1 protein-coding gene is annotated in these 872 nt (G+C 37.8%); it reads right to left on the reverse strand.

Annotated elements, in window-relative coordinates; genetic code table 11:
• Window positions 1–65 precede the first annotated feature (65 nt).
• Window positions 66–872, reverse strand: an 807-nt coding sequence (locus tag R2R70_RS18835; RefSeq protein WP_410978727.1) for a tetratricopeptide repeat protein, incomplete at its 5' end; no start/stop codon positions are given.

Raw genomic sequence — 872 nt, forward strand, 5'->3', positions numbered from 1 at the left:
TCCGAAATCGTGTCCGGAGAAAAGAAGCAATCCAAGAATGGTAGTGGTAATTAAGACAGTACGTTTTAGCATGATAACGCCTCCGTAAACTTTAATATTTGATCCTTAGCTGTGCAAGCCTCCTCAAAATATTTAGATGACAGATCAGCGTTTTCCTGCTTTTTGTAATAAAGAGCTGCATTAAGAAATAGATCAGCCACCTCAGACCACAAATTTTTCTCTTTGAGTACATTCATGCTTAAGTCAAAAGATACTGAATCATTTGCATCGTATAGAAAGTATATGAGGTTCAGTTTGGCTTTGTATATTTCTTCATTTACTTTATCAGCATATACAATCGCTTTTGTTCTCCATTCCCGGGCGGACTCCTTTGAACCTAATTTGTATAAAACTCGGCTCAGCATGTACATTGAACGAATGGAGTAAACCGAATCGCAATGTGCGGGTATATTCATTGCTTTGATAAAGCTTTCTTTGGCTTCTTCAAGGAGTTCCTGTCTCTCATAGCATATGCCTAAATTAAAATGACCTAAGCCTTCGGAATGACCGTCATCAGTTTGAGAAGCGATATGTATGGCATGTTCGTATAGGGAAATTGCTTCTTTCCATTGCTGAAGGTCAACTTTGTTCATTGCGAAAAGCATTGTGCATTTTATGACTCGGTTTGTGTAGTTTTTGTGTGCTTCAAAGCTTTGAATCGCTTTTTCAGCGTGATTTAGTGAGAAAAAATTCTGGCGGATTTCGTAATATGCACTCGCAGTTTGATAGTGAAATTCTGCCCTTTCTATTTCGTCGGGCACTTTATTAAGCTTCCTCTCTGCGATTCTGTAAAAGTTGATTGCTTCGATGAAATCTTTTTCATAAAAGTGATA

The organism is Cobetia sp. SIMBA_158, assembly GCF_046566945.1.
GTDB classification, from domain to species: Bacteria; Pseudomonadota; Gammaproteobacteria; order Pseudomonadales; family Halomonadaceae; genus Cobetia; species Cobetia amphilecti.